This is a genomic window from Streptomyces sp. NPDC002835 (genome assembly GCF_053591995.1).
The window spans coordinates 78,649-100,902 of record NZ_JBSFUW010000023.1; the positions used below are offsets into that span (position 1 = coordinate 78,649).

Consider the following 22,254-nt stretch of genomic DNA (forward strand, 5'->3'; position numbering starts at 1 on the left):
CCGGACGCCGAACGCTCCCCAAAGGTCTGGACCGGCCGAGAACCGCCCCCGGAAACGCGGACGGGAACGCCGACGGGGCGGCAGGCCGTTCGGCCCACCGCCCCGCCCGTGCTACTGCCCGACGTCCTACTGCACGACCGTGATCCGGTCGGCCTTCGGCGGCGCGATCGGCGCCTCTGCCGAGGAGTTGGCCGCCAGGTAGGCGTTGAAGACGTCCAGGTCGGAAGCGCCCACCAGCTTGTTGGTGTGCTCCTTCAGGACCGGGAAGCCGTCACCGCCGCCCGCGAGGAACTCGTTCATCGCGACGCGGTAGCTCTTCGACGGGTCGATCGCCTCGCCGTTGAGCTTCACCGAGTCCACGACGATCCGGTCCGCGCCGGTCTTCGTCAGGTCCAGGGTGTAGGTGAAGCCCTCGGACACCTGAAGGATCTTCGGCGACGCCTCGTTCACGCCGCTGACCTGCTGCTGGAGCGTGGTGATCAGCTGAGCACCGGTCAGGTCGACGACGTTCATCATGTTGGTGAACGGCTGGACCGTGTAGGCCTCGCCGTACGTCACCACACCGTCGCCCTCGCTGCCCGACGCCTGGTAGACCAGGTCCGAGCGGATGCCGCCCGGGTTCATCAGCGCGAGCTGCGCGCCGCCCTTGTCGGCCGGGGCGAGGCCCGCGAGCTGGGCGTCCGCGATCAGGTCGCCGAGCGGCTTCTCCGGGGTGGTGGCGCCGCGGCCGTTGATGTCCGCGGCGATGAAGCCCTGCGGACGGTTCGCGATCGGCTCGGCCAGCTCGTTCCAGCGCGCGATCAGGTCGGTCATGTCCTGCGCCTTGGGCTGGTCCCGGCGGACGACGTGGTTGGCCGACTGCACCGACGTACGCACGATGTCCTTGGTGCGGCGGTCGTAGGTGAGCGTGGTGTCCGTGTAGAGCTTGCCGAACGAGGAGGCCGAGGTGACCATGCGCGGCTTGCCGGACGGGTCCGGGATGGTGCACACGTACGCCTGGTGGGTGTGGCCGGTGACCAGCGCGTCGACCCGCGGCGTGACGTTCTTGGCGATCTCCGCGATCGGGCCGGAGATGCCGTCGCCCGCGCCCGGCGAGTCGCAGTCGTAGTTGTACGCCGACGACGCCGGCGAACCGCCCTCGTGGATGAGCGCGACGATCGACTTCACGCCCTGGCGGTCGAGCTCACGGGCGTACTTGTTGATCGTCTCGACCTCGTCGTGGAAGGCGAGGCCCTTGATGCCATTGGCGCTGACGATGTTGGCGGTGCCCTCGAGGGTCACACCGATGAAGCCGATCTTGACGCCGTTCTTCTTCCAGACGGTGTACGGCTTCAGGATCGGCCTGCCCGTCGACTCCTTGGTGACGTTGGCCGCCAGGTAGGGGAAGTCCGCGCCCTCGAACTCCTTGCCCTCCTCGTAGCAGCCGTCCTCCGGGTGGCAGCCGCCGTTCTGCAGACGGGCCAGCTCGACCGCGCCCTCGTCGAACTCGTGGTTGCCCACGCCCGCCACGTCGAGGTCGAGCTTGTTCAGCGCCTCGATCGTCGGCTCGTCGTGGAAGAGCCCGGACAGCAGCGGGCTCGCGCCCACCATGTCGCCGGCCGCGGCCGTGACGGAGTACGGGCTGCCCTTGCGTGCCTCGCGCAGCGAGGTCGCCAGGTACTCGACGCCGCCGGCCGGGACCGACTTGACCGTGCCGTCGGGCTGGATCTCGGAGACGTTGCCGGCCGAACCGGCCGGCGGCTCCAGGTTGCCGTGCAGGTCGTTGAAGGAGAGCAGCTGCACATCGACGGTGCGGCCGTGTCCGTGCCCGGCGCGGTCACCGCCGGCCGCACCGGCCGGCAGGGCGGCGACGAGCGCGCCGAGGGTCGCGAGCCCGGCGGCGGCCGCGAGAACCCGGTGGCCCCGTCGGGGCGCGCGGTGGTTGGGAGGTGTCGCTGACATCTGTCCCCTTGTCAGTTCCGGCGTGGGTGAGGGCGGGGAGCCCCCGCGAGCGGCAGCCTAGAGTCAACGCGCGTAGCGCGACAGGGGGATACGGGTTACGACCTGGTTGCCGTCTTCCGCCAACGGGTGATTTGCCACCCTTCACCCACACGACGGCCATACCGTCACATAAACGCCCATCGCCGCCGACGACGATGTGACCGCGTACCCGGAGAAACCGGTGAGCGGCGGCGGCTCCGCCGTACCCTCGAAGCATGACGATCGACGCAGTGATTCCGGAGCCCGGCCGGCAGATCCAGTCCCTCGACGAACTCACCACCGAGCAGGCCGACGCCGTGCTGGACGTGCTCGCGGAGGCCGCACGGTCCGACGGGATGCAGGCCGTCTCCGAGCAGGGGCGGCTCCAGCTGCGCGGCGGGCCGCGCGAGGGCGTACGGCACTTCCTCCTCACCGTCGGCGACCAGCTCGTCGGCTACGCCCAGCTCGAGGACACCGACCCCGTCGAGGCCCCGGCCGCCGAACTCGTCGTGCACCCGGGCCACCGCGGACGCGGACACGGGCGGGCGCTGGGCACGACGGTCCTGGACGCCTCCGGCAAGCGGCTGCGGATGTGGGCGCACGGCGGCAAGTCGGCCGCCCGGCACATGGCCCAGGTCCTCGGGCTGACCCTCTTCCGCGAACTGCGGCAGCTGCGCCGCCCCTTGACCCCGCAGGGCGTCGCCGAGCCGGTCTACCCGCCCGGCGTCACCGTGCGCACCTTCGTCCCCGGGCAGGACGACGCCGCCTGGCTCGCGGTGAACGCCGCCGCCTTCGCCCACCACCCCGAGCAGGGCTCCCTGACCCAGCGGGACCTGGACGACCGCAAGTCCGAGCCGTGGTTCGACCCGAAGGGCTTCTTCCTGGCCGAGCGGGACGGGGAGATCATCGGGTTCCACTGGACGAAGGTGCACGCGGAGGAGCAGCTCGGCGAGGTGTACGTCGTCGGCATCCGGCCCGACGCCCAGGGCGGCGGCCTCGGCAAGGCCCTCACCGCGACGGGCCTGCGCCATCTCGCGGCACAGGGACTGCCCACCGCCATGCTCTACGTGGACGCCGACAACCTGGCGGCGCTGCGCGTGTACGAGCAGATGGGGTTCGTGACGCACGAGGTGGACCTGATGTACCGCACGGAGTCCTGAGGCCCTGGCAGACACGAAAGGGGCGGTGTCCGTTGACACCGCCCCTCTCTTGGATCATGCTTCCACTAGTCAACTAGTGAAAGGGTGGTGCAGCGGCATGGTCGAGTTCCGGATCGACCGGCGCAGCGGAGTCGCCACATACCTCCAGATCGTGCAGCAGACCGAACAGGCTCTGCGGCTCGGTCTGCTGGAGCCGGGCGACCGGCTGCCGACGGCCCGCGAGGTCGTCGAGGCCACCGCCATCAACCCGAACACGGTGCTCAAGGCGTACCGCGAGCTGGAACGCGCGGGCCTCGTCGAGGCCCGCCGCGGGCTCGGCACCTTCGTGACCGGCACCCTCGGCGGCCAGGCCGCCGACACCCCGCTGCGGGCCGAACTCGCCGACTGGGTGGCCCGGGCCCGCGAAGCCGGCCTGGAGCGGGACGACATCACCGCGCTCCTCACCTCCGTGCTGGAGGAGCGCCCACAGGATCACACCAAGGGGGACGGCGCATGACCGCGACCGCGATGGAGGCCAGGGGCCTCGGCCGAGACTACGGGAGACGGGGCCGCCGGGCCCTGCACGACTGCTCGTTCCGGGTCCCGGCCGGGCGCGTCTGCGCCCTCGCAGGGCCCAACGGCGCCGGCAAATCGACGCTGCTCGCCCTCGCGGCGGGCCTGCTCCGGCCCACCGACGGCACGCTGCGCGTCCTCGGCGGCGCGCCCTCCGACGTACGCGCACGGATCGCGTACGTCGCCCAGGACAAGCCGCTCTACCCGCAGTTGACGGTCTCCGAGACGCTGCGGCTCGGCGCGGAGCTCAACCCCGGCCGCTGGGACGCGGCCCTCGCAGAAAGCATCGTCGCGGAGGGCGGCGGCCTCGACGAGGACGCGCGAGTCCGAAGCCTCTCCGGCGGCCAGCGCACCCGCGTCGCCCTCGCCCTCGCGCTCGGCAAGCGACCCGAACTGATGCTGCTGGACGAACCGATGGCCGACCTCGATCCCCTCGCACGGCACCGGCTGATGGCCGCGCTGATGACACAGGCCGCCGACCACGGCACCACCATCGTCATCTCCTCGCACATCCTGTCCGAGCTGGAGACCACCTGCGACTACCTGCTCCTCGTCGACGGCGGCCGCGTCCGCCTCGCCGGCGAGACGGAGGACCTGCTCCTGGCCCACACCCTGCTCACCGGACCGGCCGGCGACCAGCCCGATCGCACGGTCGTCGAGTCACGCACGACGGGCCGTCAGCTGACCGCGCTGGTACGGGGGTCCGGCGCGGTCGGCGACGGCTGGCGGACCGCGCAGCCGTCCCTGGAGGAACTGCTCATGGCCCATCTGCGCAGCCCCGACGCCCCGGCCCTGCTCACGCCGAGCGCGGACCCCGCGACGGAGGTGGCGGCGTGAGCGCGCCGGCCACCGCCCGTCCGCGGCTGCGCGGAGTCACCTGGGTCGTCGTCCGGCAGCACCGCCGGATCCTGACCACCATGGCCGTACTGCTGATCGTCGCGACGCTCCTGACAGGCGGGCTGCGGGTCGCGTACGAGGCCACGGCGTACGGCGGCAGCGGCCTCTCCTCGCGGTCCGCCTTCCACGGCGGGCTCGCCGCCGTCGCCGACTTCTTCGCGAGGGCCGCCCCGCTGCTGCCGCTGCTCGTCGCGGCCGTCGTCGCGGGGCCGGTGATCGCCCGGGAGCTGGAGAGCGGAACGTACAAACTGGTCTGGTCGCAGTCGGTGGCGCCCGCCCGGTGGTTCGCAGCGAAGACCGCGGTGCCCGCGGCGGCCGTGGCCCTCGCCTGCGCAGGCGTCCTCGTGCTCTTCCGGGTCCTGTGGGGCCCGACGGAGAGCGACTACCGGCTGAGCTGGCACGAGCGGCAGGTGTTCCTCGTCCTCGGGCCGACACTGATCGCCCACTGCCTGCTCGCGGTCGCCGTCGGCGCTCTCGTCGGCCTGCTGATGCGCCGCACCATGGCCGCGATGTCCACCGCGGGCCTGGTGACCGGGGCGGTCATGGTGGTCATGACCTGGTTGTCGGGCAGTCTGTGGCCGCCCGTCACCGTCGAGCAGCGGGGCCTGCGGCACGAGGGCTGGTGGGACAGATACGTGACCGACCAGGGCCTGCTGACCTCCGCCGGGGAGCGTCTCCCCGGCGATACGTGCTCCGGGCCGGCCGAAGAGTACGAGACATGCCTCGCCCGGCACGACGTGGCCGGCCGCTACTGGGACTACCATCCCGACTCGCACCTCTGGCCGCTCCAGCTCGTCGAGAGCGGCATCGTCCTCGCCCTCGCCGGCGCGGTGGCCTACGCGTCGTTCCGGATCTTCCGCCGCCGCCACGCCTGACCGGCCCGAACCGCCGGGAAATGCAGGAAAGGCCCCCGGGACGTCTTCCGGGGGCCTCTCCACGCTTTCCCTCACGTCATGTCCCTGTTACCGGGTATTCAGACACCCTTGCGACCCTCACTCAATGCAGCCTGCTGTGCCAGCCTCGCCCAACGGCAGAAAACGTCTCGCCCCGGCCCTTTCCGACGCGCCGGTGACGCCGCACGCGCGGAACAATGGGGCCATGAGCCAGCAGCCCGCCGAGGTCCCGGTCCAGCACCCCCAGCCGTCCGTCGCGTCCATAGCCGCGCACCGGCCGCACGCCGTCGCCGCCACGGTCTCCGATCTCGAACCCGATCTCGACTCGGATCTCGACTCCTACGAGGAGGACCCCGATTCCGCGTACGGCTCCGAGCTGCCCCAGGGGCGGTTCCTGGACCGTGAGCGCAGCTGGCTCGCGTTCAACGAGCGGGTCCTCGAACTCGCGGAGGACCCGGCCACGCCGCTGCTCGAGCGGGCCAACTTCCTCGCGATCTTCGCGTCCAACCTGGACGAGTTCTTCATGGTCCGCGTCGCCGGACTGAAGCGCCGGATCGCGACCGGCGTCGCCACCCGCTCGGCATCCGGTCTGCAGCCCCGCGAGGTGCTGGACCTGATCTGGACCCGCTCCCGCGAGCTCATGGCCCGGCACGCCGCCTGCTTCCAGCAGGACGTCTCCCCGGCCCTGGCCGACGAGGGCGTCCACCTCATCCGCTGGCCCGACCTCACCGAGAAGGAGCAGGCCCGCCTCTTCACGCTCTTCCGCCAGCAGATCTTCCCGGTCCTGACCCCGCTGGCCGTGGACCCCGCGCACCCCTTCCCGTACATCTCGGGGCTCTCGCTCAACCTCGCGGTCGTCGTGCGCAACCCGGTCAGCGGTCACCGCCACTTCGCCCGGGTCAAGGTCCCGCCGCTGCTCTCCCGTTTCCTGGAGGCCTCGCCCCAGCGGTACGTACCGCTGGAGGACGTCATCGCGGCGCACCTCGAAGAGCTGTTCCCCGGCATGGAGGTGCTGGCCCACCACATGTTCCGGGTGACCCGGAACGAGGACCTGGAGGTCGAGGAGGACGACGCGGAGAACCTCCTCAAGGCGCTGGAGAAGGAGCTCATGCGGCGCCGCTTCGGCCCGCCGGTGCGCCTGGAGGTCGAGGAGTCGATCGACCCGTACGTGCTCGACCTGCTCGTCCGCGAGCTGAAGGTGTCCGACGCCGAGGTGTACCCGCTGCCCGGGCCGCTGGACCTGACCGGCCTGTTCGGCATCTCGGCGCTGGACCGGCCGGAGCTGAAGTTCCCCAAGTACGTCGCCGGCACCCACCGCGACCTCTCCGAGGTCGAGTCCGCGTCCGCGCCCGACATCTTCATGGCGCTGCGCGAACGGGACGTGCTGCTGCACCACCCGTACGACTCGTTCTCGACGTCCGTCCAGGCCTTCCTGGAGCAGGCCGCGGCCGACCCGGACGTCCTCGCGATCAAGCAGACGCTGTACCGGACCTCCGGCGACTCCCCGATAGTCGACGCCCTGATCGACGCCGCCGAGTCGGGCAAGCAGGTCCTCGTCCTCGTCGAGATCAAGGCCCGCTTCGACGAGCAGGCCAACATCAAGTGGGCGCGCAAGCTGGAGGAGTCCGGCTGCCACGTCGTCTACGGGCTCGTCGGACTGAAGACGCACTGCAAGCTGTCGCTCGTCGTCCGCCAGGAGGGCGAGACGCTGCGGCGCTACTCGCACGTCGGCACCGGCAACTACCACCCGAAGACCGCCCGGCTCTACGAGGACCTGGGGCTGCTCACCGCGGACCCGCAGGTCGGCGCGGACCTCTCGGACCTGTTCAACCGGCTGTCCGGCTACTCGCGCCGCGAGACGTACCGCCGGCTGCTGGTCGCCCCCAAGTCGCTGCGGGACGGGCTGATCTCCCGGATAAACAAGGAGATCGTCCACCACAAGGCCGGCCGCCCCGCGTACGTCCGCATCAAGGTCAACTCGATGGTGGACGAGGCGATCATCGACGCCTGCTACCGGGCGGCGATGGCGGGCGTCCCGATCGACATCTGGGTCCGCGGCATCTGCGCGATACGGCCCGGCGTGGCCGGCCTCTCGGAGAACGTCCGCGTCCGCTCGATCCTCGGCCGCTTCCTGGAGCACTCCCGGGTCTTCGCCTTCGGCAACGGCGGCGAGCCCGAGGTGTGGTTCGGCAGTGCCGACATGATGCACAGGAACCTCGATCGCCGGATCGAGGCACTGGTACGGGTCACCGACCCGGGCCACCGCGCGGCTCTCACCAGGCTGCTGGAGACCGGCATGTCCGACACCACGTCCTCCTGGCACCTCGGCCCGGACGGCGCGTGGACCAGGCATGCGGCGGACTCCGACGGCCAGCCGCTGCGGAACGTACAGGAGATGCTCATAGACGCCCGGAGGCGCCGGCGTGCACAGCCCTGAACTTCCCCGGCCGGACACCACCCCGGACGGCACTTTCGCGGGGACGGCGGGTGAGGCGGTGGCCCACTACCTCCACGCCCAGGCCGCCGACTTCCTGCGGAGCCTGCGCCGGCACGGCGAGAGCGGCGCGGAGACGGCGGTGGTCGCGGAGTCGGCCCGCGCGCTGCGGATCACGTCCCGCCGCATCGGCGGGACGCTGCACACCTTCCGCCCGCTGCTGGACCCGGCGTGGGCGGACGGCCTGCGCACGGAGCTGGTGTGGCTGTCGACGACGCTGGCCCAGGAACACGCCTGCATGTCCCGCCTGTCCCGCCTGCTGGACGCCCTGTCCCGCCTCTCGGGCACATCACCGCTTCCCCACGCCCGCGGCGAGACGCTTCCGCTGCCGGGTACGGGCTCCACGGCCGGCCCGGGCTCCCCGGCGGCGGCCGCTTCCGCCGCGAGTGCGGCCGGGAACCACGCCGCGGACCTGACGGCCGCCGGGCCGGGCGACGCCGTGGACGCGGGCCCGCCCGTCACGGCCGCCGCCCCCGCACGCGCCGGCGGAAAGGCCGGCGGCGCGCTGGCCGTCGGCGCCGCGCGGGCCGGGGCGCTGCTGGAGCGCCAGCTCACGCTGGCCCGGACTCGCGCCCACTCAGCCGCCCTCCAGGCGCTCGGCTCCTCCCGCTTCCACGCGGTCGCGGACGCCGTCGCCTTACTCGCCTCCGAGCTCCCGCTCGGCCCCGCGGCCGCCGGACCCGCCGCAGAAACGCTCGCGCTGCCCGCCCGGGCCGCCGAGCGGCGGCTGCTGGCGGCGGTCGCCGAACTGCCGCTGAGCAGGGCGGCCCACCCGTACAACGCCGAGGCGCTGTTCAGCGGCCTCGCCACCGCCTCCCCCGGTGAGCTGCAGGACGCGCCCTGGCACGAGGTCCGCAGGCTGCTGCGGCTGCACCGCTACGCCCAGGAGGTGCTGCGCCCGGGCGGGGACCTCGCCCTGTGCCACGCGGGCCTCCTGCTGGACCGGCACCGCGACGCCGCGGAGGCGGCCGCCGCGGCGGCGTCGGCCGCCCGTACGCCGCGTATCGCCCCGGCCACGGCGTACGCGCTGGGCGTCCTCCACGCCGACCAGCGGCACGAGGTCGAGGCGGCCCGGTTCGCCTTCCAGCAGGAATGGCACCACGCCACGGCCCACGCCACCGCGGCGGTCACCGCGCCATGAACGGCGAGGACACCGTGTTCGCCGCGGGATGCGTGCTCTGGCGCCGCTCCCCGCGACGGCCCGGCGGTCTCGAGATCTGCCTGGTGCACCGGCCGAAGTACGACGACTGGTCCCACCCCAAGGGCAAGCTGAAGCGCGGCGAGGACACGCTCGCCGCCGCGCTGCGCGAGGTGCTGGAGGAAACCGGCCACCGCTGCGTCCCCGGCGCCCGGCTGCCCACCGCCGAGTACTGGGCGCAGGGCCGCCCCAAGCACGTCACCTACTGGGCCGCGGAGGCGACGACCGGTTCCTTCGCCGCGGGCGAGGAGGTCGACCGCATCGTCTGGCTGCCTCCGGCCGCGGCGCGCGAGCGGCTGACCCAGCCCCGTGACCGCGAGCTGGTCGACGCGCTGTTGCAGGCACTGCACACCTCATGACCCTCTGGAGTGTGCCGAATGTCCCTCCATGCCCGATTGACACCTCCCTGAATCCCTGGACCATAGCTCCAATCGGGCGACGACCCGTGGAGCACCGGGTCGCCGGTCACGGTTCACCTTCTGTTCACCCTCCCCCGTCGGCCGCTTCATCTCATCTGCCTAATTTCGGCCTTAGACGGTGACCGGCACGGTGCCGGTCCCCCACCCCGACGCACGCCGCCACCGACGGCGGCAACTGGAAGGAACACCAGAAAGTGAAGCTTCAGCGCAAGAACGGGCTTCGCGCCACCGCGCTCGGCGCCCTCGCGATCTCCGGCGCCCTGGTCCTCACGGCGTGTGGTTCGGACGACAACACGACCACCCCCGAGGGCGAGAAGAGCAACGCCGCGTCTAACGTCAAGTGCGACGACGCGAAGGGCCAGCTCCTCGCGGCCGGCTCGAGCGCCCAGAAGAACGCCATGGACCTCTGGGTCAAGAACTTCCAGGCGGCGTGCTCCGGCGTCGAGGTCAACTACCAGGCCATCGGCTCCGGCGGCGGCATCACCCAGTTCACCCAGGGCCGTGTCACCTTCGCCGGCTCCGACTCCGCGCTGAAGCCGGAAGAGGTCGAGGAGTCCAAGAAGATCTGCAAGGGCGGCCAGGGCATCAACCTGCCGATGGTCGGCGGCCCCGTCGCGATCGGCTACAACCTGGAGGGCGTGGACGACCTCGTCCTCGACTCCACCACGATCGCGAAGATCTTCGACTCGAAGATCAAGAAGTGGAACGACCCGGCGATCGCCAAGCTCAACCCCGAGGCGAAGCTGCCGGACTCCAGCATCCAGGCCTTCCACCGCTCGGACGAGTCGGGCACGACGCAGAACCTGCACAAGTACCTCAGTGAGGCCGCCCCGGCCGACTGGAAGCACGACCCGAAGTCGAAGTCGTGGCTGGCCCCCGGTGGCCAGGCCGCCAACGGCTCCTCCGGTGTCGCCGCCCAGGTGAAGCAGACCCAGGGCTCCATCGGCTACTTCGAGCTGTCGTACGCGACCTCGCAGTCGATCTCCACCGTCAAGCTCGACACCGGCGCCGCCACTCCGGTCGAGGCGACCAGCGAGAACGCCTCCAAGGCCATCGCCGCCGCCAAGATCAAGGGCACCGGCAAGGACCTGGCGCTGTCCCTCGACTACAAGACCAAGGCCGACGGCGCCTACCCGATCATCCTCGTGACGTACGAGATCGCCTGCGACAAGGGCAACAAGGCGGAGACCCTGCCGACCCTGAAGGCGTTCCTCAACTACACCGCGAGCGACGAGGGCCAGAAGGTCCTCACGGACGCCGGCTACGCGCCGCTGCCCGCCGAGATCGCGGCCAAGGTCCGCGAGATCGTCCCCACCCTGTCCTGATGTCCGGCCGGGGCCGGTCCGCACGGACCGGCCCCGGCATCCGGTGCACCGCCGCCTGGAGCCTCACGGCTCCGCAGACCGGAGACCCCGATGGATACAGCAACCACCACACCGCCCCCACCGCCGAGTGCGCAGGCCGCAGAGCGCTCCATGCGCGGCAAGCCGCGCCCCGGTGACCGCATATTCCTGGGCATGTCCCGGGGAGCCGGCATCACCCTTCTGGTGATCATGGCCTCGATCGCGGGATTCCTCGCGTACCGCGCCGGGATCGCCATCTCGAAGGACGAGGCCAACTTCCTCACCACCTCGGAGTGGAACCCGGCCGGCGACCCGCCGGTCTTCGGCATCGCCGTCCTCGCCTTCGGCACGATCGTCAGCTCCGTCATCGCGATGATCATCGCCGTGCCGGTCGCCATCGGCATCGCGCTGTTCATCTCGCACTACGCGCCGCGGAAGCTCGCCTCCCCGCTCGCCTACGTCGTCGACCTGCTCGCCGCCGTGCCCAGCATCATCTACGGCCTCTGGGGCGCCCTCTTCCTGGTGCCCTACCTCGACGGCCTGAACAGCTGGCTCGACGAGTACCTCGGCTGGACGTACATCTTCGAGAAGTCGGGTGAGGGCGCCGCCCGGAACCTGTTCACCGTGGGCATCCTGCTCGCGATCATGATCCTGCCGATCATCACCAACGTCACCCGTGAGGTCTTCCTCCAGGTGCCGAAGATGCACGAAGAGGCCGCCCTGGCGCTCGGCGCCACCCGCTGGGAGGTCATCCGCATGTCGGTGCTGCCCTTCGGCCGCTCCGGCATCATCAGCGCCTCCATGCTGGGCCTGGGCCGCGCCCTCGGCGAGACGATGGCCGTCGCCGTCGTCCTGTCGCCCAGCTTCATCATCTCCGGGCACCTGCTGGACCCGGGCGGCGGCACGTTCGCGCAGAACATCGCGGCCAAGTTCAACGAGGCGGACAAGTTCGGCCGTGATGCACTGATCGCCTCCGGCCTCGTGCTGTTCGTGATCACCCTGCTGGTCAACGGCGCTGCCCGCCTGATCATCGCTCGCCGCAAGGAGTACTCGGGGGCCAACGCATGAGCCAGCTCGTAAAGGACGCGCCCGCGGTGACCGCCGTGCGCACCGGCTCCCTGTCCCACGCGCGCCTCCCGCGCTGGGCCCCGGCCGCCATCGCCGCCGGCTCGATCGCCGCGGGCTGCGGCATCGGCCTGGCCGCCGGCTGGCACAGCCGCGTCCAGTGGGGCATGATCGCCGCCCTGGTCTTCGTCCTCGCCACCTATGTGATCACCACCAAGGTCGAGAACTCGCGCCAGGCCAAGGACCGTGTCGCCACCAGCCTCGTCTGGGTGAGCTTCGTCCTGGCCATCGTGCCGCTGTTCTCGCTGACGTGGGTCACCATCGGCGAGGGCCTCGAAGTCGTCGACGGCTACTTCCTCGGCCACTCCATGAACGGCGTCCTCGACGCCCAGCCCGGCGGCGGCATCTACCACGCGCTGCTCGGCACCGTCGAGCAGGTCCTGATCGCCGCGGTGATCGCCGCCCCGATCGGCCTGCTCACCGCGATCTACCTGGTCGAGTACGGAAGCGGCAAGCTCGCCAAGGCCGTCACCTTCTTCGTCGACGTCATGACCGGCATCCCCTCGATCGTGGCGGGCCTGTTCGTCCTCGCCACGTGGAACCTGATGCTGGGCTTCGGCCCCTCCGGCTTCGCCGGCGGACTCGCCCTCGCCATCCTGATGATGCCGGTGGTCGTCCGCTCCACCGAGGAAATGCTGAAGCTGGTCCCGAACGAGCTGCGCGAGGCCTCCCTCGCCCTGGGCGTACCGAAGTGGCGGACCATCCTGAAGGTGGTCCTGCCCACCGCGATCGGTGGCATCACCACCGGTGTGATGCTCGCCGTCGCGCGAGTCACCGGTGAGACCGCCCCGGTACTGCTCCTCGTTTTCGGCACGAGGCTGATCAACCCGAACCCCTTCGAAGGCGCCCAGTCCTCCCTGCCGCTCTACGTGTACGAGCAGTACGCGGTCGGCACGGACGCCTCGATCGCGCGCGCCTGGGGCGCCGCGCTGGTTCTGATCGCCTTCGTCATGCTCCTCAACCTGGTGGCCCGCGGCATCGCCCGCTGGAAGGCCCCGAAGACCGGAAAGTAGATCCACCATGGCCAAGCGAATCGATGTATCGGGCCTGACCGCCTACTACGGCTCCCACAAGGCGATCGACGACATCTCCATGACCGTCGAGCCCCGCTCCGTGACGGCCTTCATCGGCCCGTCCGGCTGCGGCAAGTCCACCTTCCTGCGCACCCTCAACCGCATGCACGAGGTCACCCCCGGCGGCCGTGTCGAGGGCAAGGTCATGCTGGACGACGAGGACCTGTACGGCTCCCACGTCGACCCCGTCGCCGTGCGCCGCACCGTCGGCATGGTCTTCCAGCGCCCGAACCCGTTCCCGACCATGTCGATCTTCGACAACGTCGCGGCGGGCCTGCGGCTGAACGGCTCGTACAAGAAGAACGAGCTCGCGGACGTCGTCGAGCGCTCCCTCAAGGGCGCGAACCTCTGGAACGAGGTCAAGGACCGCCTCAACAAGCCCGGCTCCGGCCTCTCCGGCGGTCAGCAGCAGCGCCTGTGCATCGCCCGCGCGATCGCGGTCGAGCCCGACGTGCTGCTGATGGACGAGCCCTGCTCGGCGCTCGACCCGATCTCCACGCTCGCGATCGAGGACCTGATCGGCGAGCTGAAGGAGCGCTTCACGATCGTCATCGTGACGCACAACATGCAGCAGGCGGCGCGCGTCTCCGACCGCACGGCCTTCTTCAACCTCTCGGCGGTCGGCCAGCCCGGCAAGCTCATCGAGATCGACGACACCGAGCGGATCTTCGCCAACCCGTCCGTCCAGGCGACCGAGGACTACATCTCGGGCCGCTTCGGATAAAACGTCTGCGGGTGCTGCATGGCGGTGCCACCCGCAAGACGACGGGCCCGCCCCTCTCCCGGGGGGCGGGCCCACTCATTTCTCCGGGGCGGTCCCCCTCGGACCGGGCCAGCACCCGCGCGAGGCGCGGGGTCGCCCCCGGCACTCAGCCGGTGCCCCACCCCGGGTCGGGGCCCGGCGGGACCGACGCCGCACCGCGCGAAGCGCGGGTCCCCGGGGCCCGTCCCTGCCACGCGGCTGCCGCTCGAGGCCCCCGGCCCGGTGCCGGGGCGAAACCCCGCCGGGCCAAGCACGCGCGAAGCGGAGACCCCGGGGCTCTGCCACGCGGCCGACGCTCGAGGCCCCCGGCCCGGTGCGGGGGCGGGAGCCCCGCCGGGACCGCGGCCCACCACGCGAGTGCGGGGGTCCCCCGCAGCCGGTGCCCACCCCAGCCCGGCCGGCGCTTGAGGCCACCGCGCGAAGCGCGATACCGGGCCCGGGCGAAGCCCGGCCCACCGCCCGGACGGCGGACCGCGGTCCGGGGCTTGCCCCCACGCGGCGGAGCCGCACATCCGGTACAGCGGGAAGGGGCGGGTAGGGGAACGGCCCCGCGCAGCGGCCCACCACCCGCAGCGCACCCCCAACGCAACGGCCCCCGCCGCCCACCCGGGCACCAGGGGCCGTACACCAACCCGCGGCGTCAGCCGAAGACCACGTACACCACGCCATAACTGAGCGCAGCGACAAACGCCGCGGCCGGCATCGTGATGAACCACCCCATGATGATGTTCTTCGCGACCCCCCACCGCACCGCGTTCACCCGCTTCGTCGCGCCGACACCCATGATCGCCGACGTGATCACATGCGTCGTCGAGATCGGCGCGTGGAACAGGAACGCCGAGCCGAACATGATCGACGCGCCCGTCGTCTCCGCCGCGAACCCCTGCGGCGGGTCCAGCTCGATGATCTTGCGGCCCAGCGTCCGCATGATGCGCCAGCCACCCGCGTACGTACCCAGCGACAGCATCACCGCACACGCGATCTTGACCCAGGTCGGGATCGGGTCGCCCGCGTTCTCGACGTCCGCGATGACGAGGGCCATCACCACGATGCCCATGGTCTTCTGCGCGTCCTGCAGACCGTGCCCGAGCGCCATGCCCGCCGCCGAGACCGTCTGCGCGATACGGAAGCCGCGCTTCGCCTTGTGCGGGTTGGACTTGCGGAAGATCCACATGATGCCGACCATCACCAGATAGCCGACGAGCAGGCCGACCACCGGCGAGATGAACATCGGGATGACGATCTTCTCGAGCACACCGGTCCAGATGACGTCCGTCCCGCCGGCCAGCGCCGCACCGACCATGCCGCCGAACAGCGCGTGCGACGAGGACGACGGCAGGCCGAAGTACCAGGTGATCAGGTTCCAGACGATCGCCCCGACGAGCGCCGCGAACAGGATGCCCATGCCGCGCGCGCCGACCGGCGTCGCGATGAGCCCCTCGCTGACCGTCTTGGCGACGCCCTGCCCGAGGAACGCGCCGGCGAGGTTCATCACCGCGGCCATGACCAGCGCCGCGCGCGGCGTCAGGGCCCGCGTGGAGACGGACGTCGCGATCGCGTTCGCGGAGTCGTGGAAGCCGTTGGTGTACGTGAAGAAGAGCGCGACCCCGATGGTCACGACCAGGGCAAAGGTGTCCACGTGGTTCAGGACTCCTTGACCGCGATGGTCTCCACCGTGTTCGCGACGTGCTCGAACGCGTCCGCGGCCTCCTCGAGCACATCGACGATCTGCTTGAGCTTGAGGACCTCGATGGCGTCGTACTTGCCGTTGAAGAGGTGGGCGAGCAGCTTGCGGTGGATCTGGTCGGCCTGGTTCTCCAGCCGGTTGACCTCGATCCAGTACTCGGTGAGGTTGTCCATGGTCCGCAGATGCGGCATGGCCTCGGCGGTCAGCTCCGCGGCCCGCGCCAGGACCTCGATCTGCTGCTCGACGCCCTTGGGCAGTTCTTCGACCTTGTAGAGGACGACCAGGTCGACGGCCTCCTCCATGAAGTCCATGATGTCGTCGAGGGACGATGCGAGGGAGTAGATGTCCTCGCGGTCGAAGGGCGTGATGAACGAGGAGTTCAGCTGATGGAAGATCGCGTGGGTAGCGTCGTCACCCGCATGCTCCGCCGCCCGCATCCGCTCCGCGATCTCGGCCCTGGCGGAGGATTCCGCCCCGAGCAGTTCCATCAGGAGCTTCGAGCCCGTGACGATGTTGTCCGCGGAAGCGGCGAACATGTCGTAGAAGCTCGTCTCCCTGGGGGTCAGACGAAATCGCACGTGGGGTCCTCGGGGTGCTGGGATTCGGTCAGGCTGATGCTAGGCGCATCATCCGGCCACGGCTAACGGCAGGCAGTATCCCAGTGTCGCCCATGCGGCAAGAAGATCAGCACGGGACCCCACCACTTTCCGCACGATTCGTTACCATATACCCACGAGGGGTATGCACCCCTTTCTGCACAACGGGAGGACGCGATGACGACCACCGAGGCGGCCGGCCTTCCGGTCACGGAGCGAGAGACCGACCACGACCGCGGTATCCACGGGTACCACAAGCAGAAGGACGAGCACCTCAAGCGCCTGCGGCGGATCGAGGGCCAGATCCGCGGACTGCAGCGGATGGTCGACGAGGACGTCTACTGCATCGACATACTCACCCAGGTCTCGGCTTCCACCAAGGCCCTGCAGTCGTTCGCGCTCCAGTTGTTGGAGGAGCACCTGCGGCACTGCGTCGCGGCCGCGGCGGTCAAGGGCGGCGAAGAGGTCGACGCGAAGGTGGAGGAAGCCACGAAGGCCATCGCCCGCCTGCTGCGCACCTGATGGGGCGGCCCGCACGGGTCGCCTCCGCACGGCCCCCGGCCGTCGCACCGGTGGCTTGATCTCGTCGGTCGAGGTCCCAGGGTCCCGGTCAGGCCCTTCGCCGGCCGGGCGGCTGCTTGACCCCGGGAGTCGGCGCCCGCGAGGCGGCCACTATCGACGACGGCGTCCTGGGCGACGGCAGCTCCTGACGGTCGGCGCGCACGGCGCGGTCCGTACGGTCGATGCGATCACGGTCGATGCGGTCCGCCGTCACCATCAGGACCTCGTCGATACGGTCCGGACTGAGCCGCTCCCCGACCGCGGCCGACGCGGCGATCATCAGCTCACCGCACAGTTCGATCTCGGCGAGGGCGACGTGGTCTTCCTGGACGGTGGTCGTACTGGGCGGAGCCACGTGCAATCACCTCTTCCGGCCGATGTCGGTTTCCTAGCGTAGGGAGCGGTGCACGCCCCGCGCATGGCACGTCCGGACCATTTAGGTCCTGACTCTCCCGACCCAGGCCTCTCCGGCCACCCCTGCCCGGACCCCGACGTGCCATACCCCCGCGACGCCGTCCTTCTTCGCCCGCCCCGACTCCCGCACCGGCTCCCACCGCCCGGGACCACCCGCTCAGAGCTCGACCTTTCCGGTGTAGATGTCCCGCTTGTCCGGAAGCCGGACGACGACCCTGGTCCCGAAGTCGAAGAGGACCGTGGTCGATGTGACGTCGACCGTCCGGCCCTCGTTGGCGAAGGTGAAGCGGTGCCGCACCTTGCGGAGCCGGCCCGCCTCGTCCAGATAGGCGTCGAACGGCACCACGTCCTTGGCGAACCCTTTCGCCGCCGCGGCCAGTGACGCCTTCGTATGCGGGGCCGCGGCCAGCGCCGCCCGCCCGATGTCGATCGTGCCGCTGAAGTGCCGCACCGTCTCCCCGGAGAGCTCGACGTCCCCGACGTACCGCACCCGGTCCGCGCCGCGCAGCAGTTCCGCGGCGGCCAGCGGATCGGTCGCCCCGCCCGTGACCAGGTTCCCGTCGTCCAGCGTGGTCGTGTCGACCCGGACCCACTTGTCGGCGGGCACGCCCGCGCCCCGGTTCTTCATATAGAGGGCGCCCGGCGTCAGCAGTTCGGTGATCGGCTCGTGCTCCTCCGCACCGGCGGCGTCCGGCGGCAGGACGACCTTCAGGCTGCCCATGCCGCGTGCGAAGTCGTATCCGCCCTCGCCGCGGATGGTGATCCGCGTCCCGCCGGACGCCATCTCCATCGACGTACGCGCCTTGGAGCTGCGGGCCCCCGCCAGCGTGTCCGCGGCCCTGCGCACCTCGTCGGCCGGGCCGCCGGGCCGGACGCCGCCGCCCTCACCGTCCACGGCCGCAGCGCCTCCGCCGGAGCATCCGGCGGCCGCGGCCACCGCCACGGCGGTCACGACGGCGACCGCCCCGCCCCTGCGCTTGTGCTGCACCACCATCGCCTGCCAACCCCCAACACCGGACCGCTGCTTGATACGGGACTCACCGCTCCCTCGGCCCTGGGGCCTGGGACACCCATTCGCATAACGACGGCCCGGGCACGCCGTCACGCCGACCACCCGGGGTTTGCTGCCACTGCCACCGCAGTACCTTTGTCCTGTGCCCCAGCAGGACCTCTCGACCGGTGATCCGGGAACGCACGTGACCACGACCGTCGAGCGCGGGTCCTTCGCCATCGCCCGCTGCAGTTGTGGCTGGTCGGGACCGGCGAGGCGGTCCCGCGACAAGGCACGTACGGACGCCAGGTCGCACGCCTCGGCGCCATGACCCGCCGCACCCCGGCGAGCCGCCCGCGACGGGAACCCGCCGGCCACCGCGGCCGTCTCGTTCCACAGGAGGTTCCATGGAACTGGACCGGCGCTCACTGCTGACCACCGCCGCCGCCCTCACCGCCAGCGCCGCCACCGCGAGCTGCACGGGCCAGGAGGCCGGCGCCCCGCCGCGCACCCCCGCCCGCACCCGCACCTCCCCGACACCGTCCGCCGGCACGACCGCAGCCGCCGACTGGGCCGCTCTCGCCCGCGGTCTCGACGGCCGGCTGATCCGCCCCGGGGACGCGGACTACGCGAGCGCCCGGCAGCTCTACAACACGCGCTTCGACTCACTGAAACCGGCGGCCGTCGCCTACGTCGCGGGCGAGGACGACGTACGCGAATGCCTCGCCTACGCCAAGGCGCACGGCACGCCCGTGTCGATCCGCAACGGCGGCCATTCCTACGGCGGCTGGTCCTCCGGGAACGGACGCCTGGTCATCGACGTGTCCTCGTTGGACCGGGTCGGCGCCGACGGCACGATCGGGGCCGGCGCCAAGCTCGTGGACGTCTACAACACCCTTGCCCGGCACGGCCGTACGGTCCCCGCCGGCTCCTGCCCCACCGTGGGCGTCTCCGGCCTCGCGCTCGGCGGCGGTCACGGCGTCACCTCCCGCGCCTACGGGCTGACCTGCGACAGCCTGACCGAGGCGACGATCGTCACCGCCGACGGCAAACGGCTGACCACGAGCGCGGACGAGAACAAGGACCTCTTCTGGGCACTGCGCGGCGCGGGCAACGGCAACTTCGGCGTCGTCACCGGCTTCCGCTTCCGTACGCACCCAGCGCCCGACACCGTCTCCGCGTTCCTCAACTGGCCGTGGCAGAAGGCCGAGCCGGTGCTCGCCGCCTGGCAGCGCTGGGCGCCCGACCTGCCGGACGAGATCTGGTCGTCGCTCCACCTCGCCGCCGGCCCCGGCGGCTCCCGGCCCACCCTGTCCGTCACCGCCTTCACCCTCGGCTCGGAGAGCGACCTGCGCAACGCGCTCGACCGACTCGCGGACGCCGTCGGCTCCCCCGCGGCCTCCGTCGCCCTGCGCCCGCGCAGCTACCGCGACGCCATGCTCGGCTACGCGAACTGCCTCTCCCTCACCGAGGAGCAGTGCCGCCTCCCGGGCACCACCCCCGGCCGCGGTCGCGAGGGCGCGCTGCCCCGGGAGACGTACGCGTCGGCCTCCGACTTCTACGACCGCGACATACCGGCGGGCGGACGCCGCGCCCTGATCGCGGCGGCGGAGGCGTTCACCCGCATCCCGGCCGGCGCGAGCGGCGGCGGTTCGATCGCGCTCACCGCGCTCGGCGGCGCGGTCAACCGGGTCGACCCGCTGGCGACGTCGTTCGTGCACCGGCGCTCCCGGATGCTGGCCCAGTACATCGCCGCCTGGCGTCCGGGCACGGCGGGGGCCGCCCAGCAGGCGTGGCTGAAGGACACCCACGCGTCGATGCGCCGGTACGCGTCGGGCGCGGCGTACCAGAACTACGCCGACCCGAACCTGACCGACTGGCGCCGCGCCTACTACGGCCCGGCCCTCGACCGCCTCACCCGCCTGAAGCACCGCTACGACCCGGACCGCCTCTTCGACCACCCGCAGGCGCTGTGACCGTTACGGAATCAAGCCGGTCATCGACACGACTCCGCCGGAATCAGGTCCGCCCGGACCCGTTCCTCTCACCGGTCCGCCCGGTCATCGAGGACTGACGCGCCGGGACCGGGCGGAGTCGTGAGACACCCGTCCGTCGCCGCGGGTCAGGCGGCGAGGCCGTTCTCGCCGTGGCCCTCGGCCCTCGGCTCAGGAACGCCCAGGTTCTCCGCCCGCAGCGCGGCGCCCGCCGGGGCGTGCTTCGACCGTACGACCCACCCGAAGGGGCGCGAGGCCGCGATCGCCGACACCAGCGGGGTGAGCAGCGCGAGGGCGAGCGGCGCGAGCAGCAGGGCCACCGCCGTGCCGAGCGCGAACCCGCCGATGACGTCGGTCGGGTAGTGCACGCCCATGTAGACGCGGCAGAAGCCCGCGACGACCGCGAGGCCGAGAGCGGCGAGCCCGAACTTACGGTGCGCCAGGAAGAGCCCGGCGGCGATCGCCATGGCCAGCGTCGAGTGGTCGCTCACGAACGAGTAGTCCGTCTTACCCTCGACGAGGACCTCGAGGCCCGCATGGTCGAGGAACGGGCGGGGCCGCTCCACGAAGCCCCGGATGGGGATGTTGATCAACAGCGCGATCCCGGCCGCGAGCGGGGCCCAGATCAGTCCGGCGACCGCGGACACCGACTCCTCCGGGGTGCCGCGCCGGCGCACGCTCCACCAGCACCAGAGCGCCACCAGCACCATGGCGAACATGGTCCCGTACTCGCCGACGTACTCCATGATGCGGTCGAACCAGGTGGGTGCGTCCTTGGCGAGGCCGTTGATGTCGTAGAGCAGGCCTACATCCGGGTTCAGCCCGTCTGCTGCGAGTCCAGCCATCTGCCACGGCCCCTTGCCTTGTGCCTGCCGGCGCACCTGCCTGTGCGCCGCTCATCAACCCCCGTGGTTCTGCGGTGTCTGCTGCATGGTCAGTGCGGCCTGTTCTGCACAGGGAACGACGTGATCGGTGGCCGCGTTCCCCTCTCCACCGAACGAACACGATCACGTTATCGAAGGGTGACACGTCGTCGCAGCTCAGAGCCCTGCGGCAAGAGTCGCTTTCCGGCCACTCACCCTCCGGAGCCTCACGCTTCCGGGGCCTTCGGCAGGTCCGTCGGCAGCGCCCGCGCACCGTCCTCGGTCACCCGTGTCGCGCCGAAGTAGTCGGGCGTGTCGATCTTGTCGAACCGGATCACGGCGCCCGTGTACGGGGCGTTGATCATGTACCCGCCGCCGACGTACAGCCCCACGTGCCGGATGGCGCGCGAGTTGGTCAGATCGTCGGAGAAGAAGACCAGATCGCCCGGCAGCAGCTCGTCACGGGACGGGTGCGGCCCCGCGTTGTACTGATCGTTCGCCACCCGCGGCAGCTCGATCCCCACCGTGCGGTAGGCCGCCTGTGTCAGGCCGGAGCAGTCGAAACGCCCCTCCTGCTCGGGCGTCCCGTTCCCGCCCCACAGATACTTGGTGCCCAGCTTCTGCTGCGCGAAGTAGATGGCCCCGGCCGCCTGCCGCGACGGCTCGACCCGCCCCACCGGCTTGGCGAAGCTCTTCTCGAGCGTCCGGATGACCTTCACGTAGTTCTGCGTCTCGCGGTACGGCGGAACACCGCCGTACTTGATGACCGCATACGCGCCCGCGTTGTACGCGGCAAGCATGTTGTCGGTCGGGTCACCCGGCGCCTTGCGAACATATCCAGCCAGTTCGCAGTCGTACGAAGCCGCCGACGGAATCGCGTCGGCCGGGTCCCACACGTCCCGGTCGCCGTCCTTGTCCCCGTCGATGCCGTGCGTCGCCCAGGTGCCCGGGATGAACTGCGCGATGCCCTGCGCCGCGGCATGACTCTGCGCCCTCGGGTTCCAGCCGCTCTCCTGGTACAGCTGGGCGGCGAGCAGCGCGGGGTTGATGGCCGGACAGAGGTTCCCCCATGTCTGCACCAGCGACTGGTACTTCGCGGGCACGGCCCCCTTCGCCAGCCCCACGGCCCCGCTCTTCCCGTTCCCGCCGAGAAGCCCGGCGGCGGCGGAGTACGTCCCGACGACGAGCAGCGCGACGAAGCACAGACAGAACCCGACCGAGAGCCCAGCGACCAGCCACGCCTTACGCACCGTCAACCGCCCCTCGACGCCC

Annotated in this window: 20 protein-coding genes; 13 read left to right on the forward strand and 7 right to left on the reverse strand. The window is 71.1% G+C overall.

Annotated features, from left to right (window positions below):
• Positions 1-126: 126 nt before the first annotated feature.
• Positions 127-1,941 carry a bifunctional metallophosphatase/5'-nucleotidase gene (locus ACWD01_RS23680; RefSeq protein WP_451164783.1) on the reverse strand — a complete coding sequence of 605 codons (1,815 nt, stop codon included), beginning with the start codon at positions 1,939-1,941 and terminating at the stop codon, positions 127-129.
• 254 nt (positions 1,942-2,195) lie between these two features.
• Between ACWD01_RS23680 and mshD the strand changes: the two genes are divergently transcribed.
• The 11 genes from mshD to pstB all read left to right on the forward strand — a co-directional run bounded on the left by mshD (position 2,196) and on the right by pstB (position 13,837).
• The gene (mshD, locus tag ACWD01_RS23685; RefSeq protein WP_451164784.1) at positions 2,196-3,119 is read left to right on the forward strand and encodes a mycothiol synthase; all 924 of its coding nucleotides are present in this window, start codon (positions 2,196-2,198) and stop codon (positions 3,117-3,119) included.
• Between the two features lie 97 nt (positions 3,120-3,216).
• Complete coding sequence (locus ACWD01_RS23690) at positions 3,217-3,615, forward strand: GntR family transcriptional regulator (RefSeq protein ID WP_451164785.1); 399 nt, start codon at positions 3,217-3,219, stop codon at positions 3,613-3,615.
• The gene (locus tag ACWD01_RS23695; RefSeq protein ID WP_451164786.1) at positions 3,612-4,508 is read left to right on the forward strand and encodes an ABC transporter ATP-binding protein; all 897 of its coding nucleotides are present in this window, start codon (positions 3,612-3,614) and stop codon (positions 4,506-4,508) included. Before ACWD01_RS23690 ends, ACWD01_RS23695 begins: the two co-directional genes overlap by 4 nt.
• Complete coding sequence (locus tag ACWD01_RS23700) at positions 4,505-5,443, forward strand: ABC transporter permease (RefSeq protein ID WP_451164787.1); 939 nt, start codon at positions 4,505-4,507, stop codon at positions 5,441-5,443. The genes ACWD01_RS23695 and ACWD01_RS23700 overlap by 4 nt, the downstream gene beginning before the upstream one ends.
• Before the next feature lie 223 nt (positions 5,444-5,666).
• Positions 5,667-7,898, forward strand: a complete 2,232-nt coding sequence (locus ACWD01_RS23705) for an RNA degradosome polyphosphate kinase (protein WP_451164788.1) — start codon at positions 5,667-5,669, stop codon at positions 7,896-7,898.
• Positions 7,885-9,096 carry a CHAD domain-containing protein gene (locus tag ACWD01_RS23710; protein ID WP_451164789.1) on the forward strand — a complete coding sequence of 404 codons (1,212 nt, stop codon included), beginning with the start codon at positions 7,885-7,887 and terminating at the stop codon, positions 9,094-9,096. The genes ACWD01_RS23705 and ACWD01_RS23710 overlap by 14 nt, the downstream gene beginning before the upstream one ends.
• Positions 9,093-9,512: an NUDIX hydrolase gene (locus ACWD01_RS23715; RefSeq protein ID WP_451164790.1), complete on the forward strand. Its 420-nt coding sequence runs from the start codon at positions 9,093-9,095 to the stop codon at positions 9,510-9,512. The genes ACWD01_RS23710 and ACWD01_RS23715 overlap by 4 nt, the downstream gene beginning before the upstream one ends.
• Positions 9,513-9,766: 254 nt before the next feature.
• Positions 9,767-10,897, forward strand: a complete 1,131-nt coding sequence (gene pstS, locus ACWD01_RS23720) for a phosphate ABC transporter substrate-binding protein PstS (protein ID WP_451164791.1) — start codon at positions 9,767-9,769, stop codon at positions 10,895-10,897.
• Between the two features lie 90 nt (positions 10,898-10,987).
• Positions 10,988-11,983, forward strand: a complete 996-nt coding sequence (gene pstC / locus ACWD01_RS23725; RefSeq protein WP_451164792.1) for a phosphate ABC transporter permease subunit PstC — start codon at positions 10,988-10,990, stop codon at positions 11,981-11,983.
• Positions 11,980-13,053, forward strand: a complete 1,074-nt coding sequence (pstA, locus tag ACWD01_RS23730; protein WP_451164793.1) for a phosphate ABC transporter permease PstA — start codon at positions 11,980-11,982, stop codon at positions 13,051-13,053. The genes pstC and pstA overlap by 4 nt, the downstream gene beginning before the upstream one ends.
• A 7-nt stretch (positions 13,054-13,060) precedes the next feature.
• Positions 13,061-13,837 (forward strand): phosphate ABC transporter ATP-binding protein PstB, encoded by a 777-nt coding sequence (gene pstB / locus ACWD01_RS23735; RefSeq protein ID WP_356898663.1) that lies wholly within the window; start codon positions 13,061-13,063, stop codon positions 13,835-13,837.
• A gap of 679 nt (positions 13,838-14,516) precedes the next feature.
• Here the strand turns inward: pstB and ACWD01_RS23740 are convergent.
• Both ACWD01_RS23740 and ACWD01_RS23745 read right to left on the reverse strand, forming a co-directional pair.
• Positions 14,517-15,515, reverse strand: a complete 999-nt coding sequence (locus tag ACWD01_RS23740) for an anion permease (RefSeq protein ID WP_451164794.1) — start codon at positions 15,513-15,515, stop codon at positions 14,517-14,519.
• Positions 15,516-15,520: 5 nt separating this feature from the next.
• Entirely contained in the window at positions 15,521-16,141 is a 621-nt protein-coding gene (locus ACWD01_RS23745; protein ID WP_451164795.1) for a DUF47 domain-containing protein, read from the reverse strand.
• Between the two features lie 195 nt (positions 16,142-16,336).
• On the opposite strand from ACWD01_RS23745, the gene ACWD01_RS23750 reads away from it, so the two are divergent.
• Positions 16,337-16,681, forward strand: a complete 345-nt coding sequence (locus ACWD01_RS23750) for a metal-sensitive transcriptional regulator (RefSeq protein ID WP_451164796.1) — start codon at positions 16,337-16,339, stop codon at positions 16,679-16,681.
• Between the two features lie 88 nt (positions 16,682-16,769).
• Here the strand turns inward: ACWD01_RS23750 and ACWD01_RS23755 are convergent, their stop codons facing one another.
• Positions 16,770-17,075 carry a hypothetical protein gene (locus ACWD01_RS23755; protein ID WP_451164818.1) on the reverse strand — a complete coding sequence of 102 codons (306 nt, stop codon included), beginning with the start codon at positions 17,073-17,075 and terminating at the stop codon, positions 16,770-16,772.
• Between the two features lie 216 nt (positions 17,076-17,291).
• A complete protein-coding gene (locus ACWD01_RS23760; RefSeq protein WP_451164797.1) occupies positions 17,292-18,128 on the reverse strand; it encodes a hypothetical protein in 837 nt (278 codons plus the stop codon).
• 404 nt (positions 18,129-18,532) lie between these two features.
• Here ACWD01_RS23760 and ACWD01_RS23765 point away from each other — a divergent pair, with 404 nt between their 5' ends.
• On the forward strand, positions 18,533-20,101 hold the full coding sequence (locus ACWD01_RS23765; protein WP_451164798.1) for an FAD-binding oxidoreductase: 1,569 nt from the start codon (positions 18,533-18,535) through the stop codon (positions 20,099-20,101).
• Positions 20,102-20,247: 146 nt separating this feature from the next.
• Here the strand turns inward: ACWD01_RS23765 and ACWD01_RS23770 are convergent, their stop codons facing one another.
• On the reverse strand, positions 20,248-20,964 hold the full coding sequence (locus ACWD01_RS23770) for a phosphatase PAP2 family protein (RefSeq protein ID WP_451164799.1): 717 nt from the start codon (positions 20,962-20,964) through the stop codon (positions 20,248-20,250).
• A gap of 245 nt (positions 20,965-21,209) precedes the next feature.
• The gene (locus ACWD01_RS23775) at positions 21,210-22,232 is read right to left on the reverse strand and encodes a C40 family peptidase (RefSeq protein WP_451164800.1); all 1,023 of its coding nucleotides are present in this window, start codon (positions 22,230-22,232) and stop codon (positions 21,210-21,212) included.
• Between the last annotated feature and the right edge of the window lie 22 nt (positions 22,233-22,254).